This window comes from Chryseomicrobium imtechense (assembly GCF_041475995.1).
Taxonomy (GTDB): domain Bacteria; phylum Bacillota; class Bacilli; order Bacillales_A; family Planococcaceae; genus Chryseomicrobium; species Chryseomicrobium aureum.
Genome location: NZ_JBGOBM010000016.1, coordinates 42,345 through 50,135, shown reverse-complemented (window position 1 = coordinate 50,135; position 7,791 = coordinate 42,345). Strand labels below are relative to the sequence as shown.

8 protein-coding genes are annotated in these 7,791 nt (G+C 35.7%); 4 read left to right on the top strand and 4 right to left on the bottom strand.

Features of this window, described 5'->3' with window-relative positions:
* Positions 1 to 265: 265 nt before the first annotated feature.
* Both AB5N96_RS12345 and AB5N96_RS12340 read left to right on the top strand, forming a co-directional pair.
* Positions 266 to 724, top strand: coding sequence for a JAB domain-containing protein (locus AB5N96_RS12345; RefSeq protein WP_499705678.1), 459 nt, complete (start codon positions 266 to 268; stop codon positions 722 to 724).
* Positions 725 to 899: 175 nt separating this feature from the next.
* A complete protein-coding gene (locus AB5N96_RS12340) occupies positions 900 to 1,250 on the top strand; it encodes a DUF6075 family protein (RefSeq protein ID WP_499705677.1) in 351 nt (116 codons plus the stop codon).
* 411 nt (positions 1,251 to 1,661) lie between these two features.
* Here AB5N96_RS12340 and AB5N96_RS12335 read toward each other — a convergent pair whose 3' ends face one another.
* From AB5N96_RS12335 to AB5N96_RS12320, 4 genes are all read right to left on the bottom strand, one after another.
* Complete coding sequence (locus AB5N96_RS12335) at positions 1,662 to 3,122, bottom strand: Msr family ABC-F type ribosomal protection protein (protein WP_499705676.1); 1,461 nt, start codon at positions 3,120 to 3,122, stop codon at positions 1,662 to 1,664.
* Positions 3,098 to 3,274 (bottom strand): hypothetical protein, encoded by a 177-nt coding sequence (locus AB5N96_RS12330; RefSeq protein ID WP_499705675.1) that lies wholly within the window; start codon positions 3,272 to 3,274, stop codon positions 3,098 to 3,100. Before AB5N96_RS12330 ends, AB5N96_RS12335 begins: the two co-directional genes overlap by 25 nt.
* A gap of 72 nt (positions 3,275 to 3,346) precedes the next feature.
* On the bottom strand, positions 3,347 to 4,243 hold the full coding sequence (locus AB5N96_RS12325; RefSeq protein WP_499705674.1) for a macrolide 2'-phosphotransferase: 897 nt from the start codon (positions 4,241 to 4,243) through the stop codon (positions 3,347 to 3,349).
* A gap of 360 nt (positions 4,244 to 4,603) precedes the next feature.
* The gene (locus AB5N96_RS12320) at positions 4,604 to 4,648 is read right to left on the bottom strand and encodes an erythromycin resistance leader peptide (protein WP_106408210.1); all 45 of its coding nucleotides are present in this window, start codon (positions 4,646 to 4,648) and stop codon (positions 4,604 to 4,606) included.
* A 495-nt stretch (positions 4,649 to 5,143) separates the two neighbouring features.
* Between AB5N96_RS12320 and AB5N96_RS12315 the strand changes: the two genes are divergently transcribed.
* Together AB5N96_RS12315 and AB5N96_RS12310 are read left to right on the top strand one after the other, a co-directional pair.
* The gene (locus AB5N96_RS12315) at positions 5,144 to 6,874 is read left to right on the top strand and encodes an AAA family ATPase (RefSeq protein ID WP_499705673.1); all 1,731 of its coding nucleotides are present in this window, start codon (positions 5,144 to 5,146) and stop codon (positions 6,872 to 6,874) included.
* 14 nt (positions 6,875 to 6,888) lie between these two features.
* Positions 6,889 to 7,752 carry a DNA adenine methylase gene (locus AB5N96_RS12310; protein WP_499705672.1) on the top strand — a complete coding sequence of 288 codons (864 nt, stop codon included), beginning with the start codon at positions 6,889 to 6,891 and terminating at the stop codon, positions 7,750 to 7,752.
* Positions 7,753 to 7,791: the final 39 nt, after the last annotated feature.

Sequence of the window (7,791 nt, the reverse complement as noted above, 5' to 3'; positions counted from 1 at the left end):
CGGAGCGTACACATCCACAGCCTGTCTAAGGACCAAATACGGACAGATTCCATGGCTTCGCCCTATCCCTATTTCGTCCCAAGACAGGAGAGTTCAGTTCAAGGGGCGAAAAACTTTTTATACCGGCTACGCTAAAAACTTTTGCGCTGAGACCCTTGACCGGACCTCTAAGTGGTGTATCCGTCCTCCTTACCAAAAGGCAAAAAATAATCCCTTTTGGGACCACTTCCGCCCGGCGGACCAAAATTGAAAGGGAGCGATACACATGCATTTTGAAAAGATCATTGAAATCACACGGATCAAACAGGAGATCAAAGAAATCGAAGAGTCGTATAAAAGTTACCTACCGGAGAAGATAACTCATGCAGCTGATGCTATCAAATTTGTTCAGGCGCTAATAGGCGATGAAGACCGTGAGGTATTCCTCGTCATTTGTTTAAACGCAAAGAACCAAATAATTACGGTTCACCGCTGTCATACAGGGTCTTTAGGTGCCAGCATCGTCCATCCTCGTGAGGTCTTCAAGACAGCCATCATGAACAATGCTCACAGCATCATTGTTGCCCATAATCATCCATCAGGTCACTGTCAATGTTCACCGGAAGACGTTACAGTGAGTGAAAAGTTGATTGAGATAGGCCAAATCTTAAATATCGAGGTCTTGGATTCTTTGATTGTTAGCCATAAAAACGGAGTCTCATTGAAAAAACAGATGTACATCTGATAAACCCTCTCCGGAGGGTTTTCAGTTCATTCAAATCCAATTCCATTTACCGAATCACTGAGAGCTCATTCCTATAAAACCTACCATTTGGAAGATTGGAAATGATATTCTAAATATAAGAGTAAATACAGCGAAGAGCATCAACTGAAAAGAGATATGAAAGGGGCCCTATACATTGTCATTGTTTACAGAAAATCATCACTTATTGTATAACGAAGCACTACAAAAACTTAGCTCTTATCAACAGAGGAGCAATGAATATCAGACGTTGATCTATGTCCTTACTGGTAATGACGAACTTGTCAAAAAAGCTCTTCCTTACCTAACAGATGGTGGGTTCAGTTCGGACAGATGCTTTAAAGAACAGGATTTCTCAAGGGGAACGGCAAGTCTATTGAAGCTTGCAGTCCATCTATATAATGCGAATGAAGACTGTACACCACTTGAACTAGTAGAGAACCTTGATTCAGACTCTTTTCAACTGGCGATGAATGCTGTGTATCTTAGAAAATACGGACTGAAATAAGTAATAAGAAAAGATTCACATTCCATATTGTACATACATTACATTTCCCTCGCTAAAAGAAATACTATTGCTAATTCCTATGATAGTGAAAAATCATGCAAAATATATGAAAACTATACTTGGAGAGATCGAAAAAGTATTGAAGCGAGGCTCATCGGATATTATTAGGAATAAATTCACCCAATTTTAAATGTTTGTACTGTTCGTAAAAGTGCACTTATAAAAACCAACACGAAGAAAAAGGGCCCTCTAAACGGCCCCCTTTCTCCATTTGTATTCAAATAACTTCTGATAAGCGATCATATGTAAACTGGAATAGAGGACTAAAAATCTTCTCGAAATACAAATCTTTCTAGTAATTAAAGAAACAAAAATAGTCATCGACTAATATCGATGACTATTTCAAGTTCCTTATATCAATTCCAAATTCTTATTACTTAGGATGTACTGAATATCTGCTGTATTTCGGATAAAGAACTCATCATGGGAAACAAATACGACGGTGCCTTGATAAGCCTTTACAAAATGCTCTAGTGCTTCGATCGCTTTAATATCCAAAAAGTTAGTCGGTTCATCCAATAACAAGATATTATAAGAACCTAGAAAGAGTAAACAAAGCTGCAGTCGGATGGCTTCTCCCCCACTTAAATCTTTCACCTGTTTAAGCAAGTCTGTATCCACAAACTGCATCGAATGAAGGACGCTCCTTAAAAAACTATCCTCATGTTCCGAACGATTTTTGATGTAATGGAAGACAGTCTCATCACCGCTGAACTGATAACTCATTTGCTGAAAATACCCGATCTTTGCTTTAGGAGAAATGGTCAATTGCTCATCCTTTCTCGCAATTCGTTGAAGCAATGTACTTTTACCACTCCCATTCACACCTGAAATCGCAATCTTTTTACCAAGCGGAAGTTGGAAGTTCACTTCTTCCAACACTATATTATCTCCAGCATATAAAGTGAAACGATTGGCCATGATTGGAAATTTATTGTGCAGCTCCAGTGCTTTCTGATGTGGAAAAACAATCGGCTTCTCAACTTGAACCGCACTCACTTCCTCAAGCTTCTCCATTCGCTGTTCGATTGCCTTGGCCGCACGATGTACCGCTTTCTGGCTTGTGCCTTTGGATTTTGTCTCAAACATTCGATTTGCCATGGCCTTTGATTCCTTCTTCGAATATTTTCCGGCTTGGGCAACCTTCTCTGCTTTCTTCATCTTTTCTTTTGCAGCTTTTTCCAGTCGGCTCTTTTCTTTTAAGAACTGTTCGTGAGCTTGATTTTGTTGTTCCCATTCCAACCTTTTTTGATTCATGTAGTCGCTATAATTTCCCGAATACACATGCACTTGCCCGTCCTGGACTTCCCAGATCTTTGTCACAAGTTCATCCAACACGGCCCGGTCATGGCTGATGATCACCAAAGCACCATAGTAATAGCGAAGTTCTTCGAGCAAATACGAAATGCCCTGCTTATCCATATGAGTGGTTGGCTCATCCAGCAATAACGCTTCATAATAATGACTCATTAGCTGAGCGAGCTTTAATTTCGTCTGTTCTCCACCACTTAGTGACTCTAGATTTTGTGGTACCGCTAATCGGCTAAGCAATGCTGGATCAATACCGGCCTCTTCTTTTTTAGGAGTCTCCAGCTGTTTAAAGTATCCTGGCTCAACGTAACTCTTCACTTGCCCCACTGTTGGCTGGATTTCTTTCGCTAATAATTTCAGTAATGTGCTTTTTCCTGCACCGTTTTTCCCCACAATGCCAATGCGGTCAAACTGGTGGATAGCTAGATCTTCAATTCGCAAGATTTCTTTATCTAAATAGGACACTTCAATATTTTTTAATTCAAAACAAAGTTTTTCCATTTTGCTACCTCCGAAATTTTTAATTTCGTACCGACAGCCAAGATCGATACGAGCTTCTGTTTCAAGCCCGCATCAATCAATAAAACAATAAAAATTGCATTACGTTCCCCTCCTAATTCAAGTATTAAGTTATCATTTACAGTTGATGTCATTAAAAAAGTAGAACACCCTTCGCGTTAAACTGATCGTTAAGCACAGTTAAACGACCAGTCCAGTCCATTTCATTACATTTCGCTAGCGAGCATGTGTGCAGCTGTTTCGTGCATCTCTTGAAGGCCTGAGATTTCTGCAAATTCAGCTATAGTGATGGCGCTGGTTGTTAGAAGTTCTACAATATGCTCATCCATTCTTGACCACGTTCTTCCACCGGCATTTTCATAAGCATTGATTAACTTTGTTAGTCCATCATTCCCAAAAAGAAGGTGATGGGACAGGAAATCGACAGATACATCAGCAATACCTACTTCTGTCCAGTCAATTAAGCCCGTTACTTGATAGTTTTTATTAATAAGGATATGACCCGGATGTATGTCACCGTGTTTCACTCCTACATGGGAGGGCCAAAAAGAGTCTTCGGCAAGCCATGCTTGCCAACGGTCCCATAAAGCTGGATTGATCTCGTATTGTTTCTTTACCCGTTCCATTCGCTGTTTCAAGGAAGTTCTTAACTCATCGGCACGAAGGGTTTCAACCCCGATATGTTTGAATTCTTCCTGAGGCAATGCGTGTAAATCTGCTAGGACTTTTCCTAATGATTGATAATAAGCAGGTGGAACATTGGATTCATCAAAACTCCAAACATAGTTCTGTTGCTCCACATCAATCGTCGCTGCAGGAATGCCCTTTAGTTGCTTATAAGCAACTAAATCTTCAGAGAAGATAGACCAATTCGGAACTTGAAAGCTCGCTTGTTGGTGAAGGATATCTAACGCTTTTTTCTCTTGGCCTGCATGTCTCATTGACTCAGGTCTACGCGGAATTCTTAAAATCCATTTATTTCCATTTTGATCTTTGGCGTGGACTACTTGAAAGTCAACACCCGACTCATTGATTTTGATGCTGCTTTCTACAATATCCAATCCTCTATCCGTTGCTAATTGTTTAAGTTTAAGTGTATTCAAGTTTATTTCCTCCAATTGTTTATTCTAATAAATTTTTTTGATTCTATTTTCTTGTATTCTCTCTATGATCTGCCGCACATTTGACAAACTCATGGTGATTCCAGAAAACAAAAAAACTCACAGACGGCTTGTCTGTGAGTAAAAGGGACATTACTAATCAATTAATATCAGGTAAATAAAGATAGATTTCATACAAATTCCTTTAAAATCCTTGTTGAAGAAAGAAAACTACAGAATTATAAAAGGTAGAGTTATACCTCTTCTTTAACTATTTTAATTTTATAGAGTGAAGATTATTAAAAAAGACAGACTTATCCCGTTTACTCTGATTTCACAAACAGAGCCTTTGAACGTATTCAATTACTGATTCAAAGTTGGGAAACGAAGTCTAATCGAGTGTGTCATTTTTTAATAATCCTCCTTGCCGATTATAAGATACAATCATTATTATAGGTTACTGAATAAACTTAGTCAAAAGACATTACTTTCTCCGTCTTTATGAAACTTATTTGTATAAAATCAATAACATAAAAGAAATTTGAATTTGTTCTGGATGGACAGACTATTTCCACGCATTATTTGGCAAAAGAGAACAATAGTATAACTGATATAAGTAAGTTCGTAAAAGTAGACTTATTCGAACGGTTTAAAAAGGGCTAAAAATTATCAAAAAAAGCGTTCGCAAACGTCTCAAATCACTTTACGAACGTTCATATAATTTTTGGACTTCAATGAACTCAACAACATGGAATAAAAGGAAATCTTTTCTATTATGAAAAAGGTCTTCGTGTTAAACTTATCCATAATATAAATAATGAAACTGTTCTCTTTTAGCACTTTCTTAACCATGCCGGTAAATATTTCTATAGTTTATGATGTAATTGTAAAGGGGTAGAATGAATGAAGCACTCATACATAAAAAAAGTAAAAGTAGAAAATTTCAGAGCCGTAAAAGAAATAGAGTTTGAACCTGGACGGAAACTTACATTAATCACAGGAAAAAACGGGACTGCTAAATCAACTGTCTTGGGAATGATTGCACATCCATTCTCCTTTAATCCGAAAATTTTATTAGGAGAAAACTACACCAAAACATCAATGGCATTAATAGAAGATAAAAATACCGTTGCTGATATGGAAAAAGAAATTGAGAATATCAGTAGAGTTCAAGGTCAATTTTTTGAATCACTTGTTTCTAATCATTTTAAGTTAAGCGAAATAGATGTAAAAGGCTCTCGCCATGCAGAAATAGTTTTATTTGATAAATCTGTAAATAAAGACCTTGTAATTGAAGTAGAAAGTAATAATTATGAAGATAGAAAAGTTCCTCGTCTTGTTACCAGAAAAAAACTGCCCGCGCCTAGTCCAGGAGAAAAAGATACACGTTCTTCGAATAAAATACTTCCAGTAATCTACTTAAGCTTAAAAAGGGTCTTTCCAATCGTTGAAGCAAAACACCAAGAAATAAAATTAAAAATAACTTCGGATGAAGAACAATATCTAAAAAGACTTTATGACCAAATATTACTTAACCAATATCCCGATAATCTATCTGGAATAGATGTACGCCATAAAACATCCTTGTCTTTCTTAAAAGAAGATATGAGTATTCATATGATATCTTCAGGCGAAGATAATGTAGGACAAATTTTAGAAGCTTTACTTTCCTTTAAGCGTTTAAAAAAAACTTACAAAAATTACTCTGGCGGAATATTACTTATTGACGAATTAGACGCCACTCTATATCCAGGTGCTCAAATCCAACTTTTAAACGTCTTGATGGAAGAAGCAAGAGCTTCTAATTTACAATTATTCATGACATCTCACTCTATGTTTTTAATTGAACATGCCCTATCTTTGAACGGGGAAGATGGAATTTATCCCGGAGATATCGAAGTATTAATGTTAAAAAAACAAAATGAATCTGTTAACGTTATAAAAAATGTAGATAGAAATACTTTGTGGCAAGATTTGCATGAAGAAATGATAAGCGAGACCAAAGAAGAGAAGATAAGAGTATATTTTGAAGATAAAGAAGCAGAGTTTTTCTTCAATTCTATAGTAAGGGAAAAACCTTTTACTTCCCGAATAGATAAAGTTGATGTCTCTCTTGGATGTGATAAATATATAGAACTAAATAAGAAAAAAATACCAGAGTTCATGTATATGTCTTGTATTGTATTAGATGGTGATCAAGAAGAAGAAAAAATTAATGGATTAAAAAACTTTGTCATGTTACCCTCTTCTGAATATGACCCTCCTGAGAAAATGATCTATAAATATTTATTGGATTCTGCCTGTAACTTTTGGAATGATTGTGAAGCTTCTTACACCCGAGAAATATTACTTTCAAATAAATATAATCGAGGTGTTCGTGAAATAATAGATGGAGTATTCTTAACAGATGATGGTTTAAGCCAAGTAAGTGGCAGCCCTTATTATAAAAAGAAAGAAAGAGAAGTTTGGAAGATGTGGTTTAAAGAAGAACAAAAACGGTGGAAAAAGGTTAAAAACAATCCTTTTAGACATTGGGCACGAGTTAATTCAGATAAAGTCGATACATTTAAATTAGACCTAATAAAATCTCTAAATTTTATTGCATTGAAAAACGGAATGCCGCCTTTTGGCTAAGAAGGAGTGAGAAAATGCCAGCAACCAAGAGTCCTCTCAGATACCCCGGTGGAAAAACTCAGTTAGCCAAGTATATAAATGATATCATTGATACTAATTTTAACCATACTCCTATCTATATCGAGCCTTTTGCTGGAGGTGCTGGTATAGCACTTTCATTACTACTAAAAAATAAAGCACAAAAAATAGTTATCAATGATTATGATCCTGCTATATATCTCATGTGGCATTCACTTTTATATTTTACCGATGATTTTAACTACAAAATTACAAATTCTAAGCTAGATATAGATGAATGGTATCGCCAACAAGAAATTCAGCAAAATCCTTCTAGACATAGTGAATTTGAAATTGGGTTTTCTACTTTTTATTTAAATCGAACAAACAGATCCGGAATCATTAAAGCAGGACCTATTGGTGGAAAAAATCAAACAGGAAAATATAAACTAGACTGTAGATTCAACAAAGAAAATCTTATGAAAAAGGTGAATATTATTTCATCAGAGAAAGACCGAATTAAACTTCACAATTTAGACGCTCTTGAACTCATTGAAATTTACTTTTCAAGAAAAGAAGCAGCAGAAGATTATTTTACATTCTTTGACCCTCCGTATTTTAAAAAGGGACCAGGTCTTTATACAAATTTTTATGATTATGAAGACCACCTTAATTTATCAAGCATTATAAAAAGTTACTCTAATCATAAATGGATAGTTACTTACGATGACTGTATTGAGATTCAAGACATGTATAGTAGTTTAAAAAACTATAATTATTCTTTGAACTACAGTTTATCTACCAAAAAGAAAACTTCCGAGTTGATTATATTCAGTAATGAAGTTGAAATTCCATCAAGTAAAAACATTGTTTTTTTATAGTACCTCTTAAAAATTTCTTAATCAATTTAATAGCTCCAT

Coding starts and splice junctions, on each gene's coding strand:
- AB5N96_RS12345 (WP_499705678.1), top strand. CDS start 266: ATGCATTTTGAAAAGATCATTGAAATCACACGGATCAAACAGGAGATC.
- AB5N96_RS12335 (WP_499705676.1), bottom strand. CDS start 3,122: ATGGAAAAACTTTGTTTTGAATTAAAAAATATTGAAGTGTCCTATTTA.
- AB5N96_RS12330 (WP_499705675.1), bottom strand. CDS start 3,274: ATGACATCAACTGTAAATGATAACTTAATACTTGAATTAGGAGGGGAA.
- AB5N96_RS12315 (WP_499705673.1), top strand. CDS start 5,144: ATGAAGCACTCATACATAAAAAAAGTAAAAGTAGAAAATTTCAGAGCC.
- AB5N96_RS12310 (WP_499705672.1), top strand. CDS start 6,889: ATGCCAGCAACCAAGAGTCCTCTCAGATACCCCGGTGGAAAAACTCAG.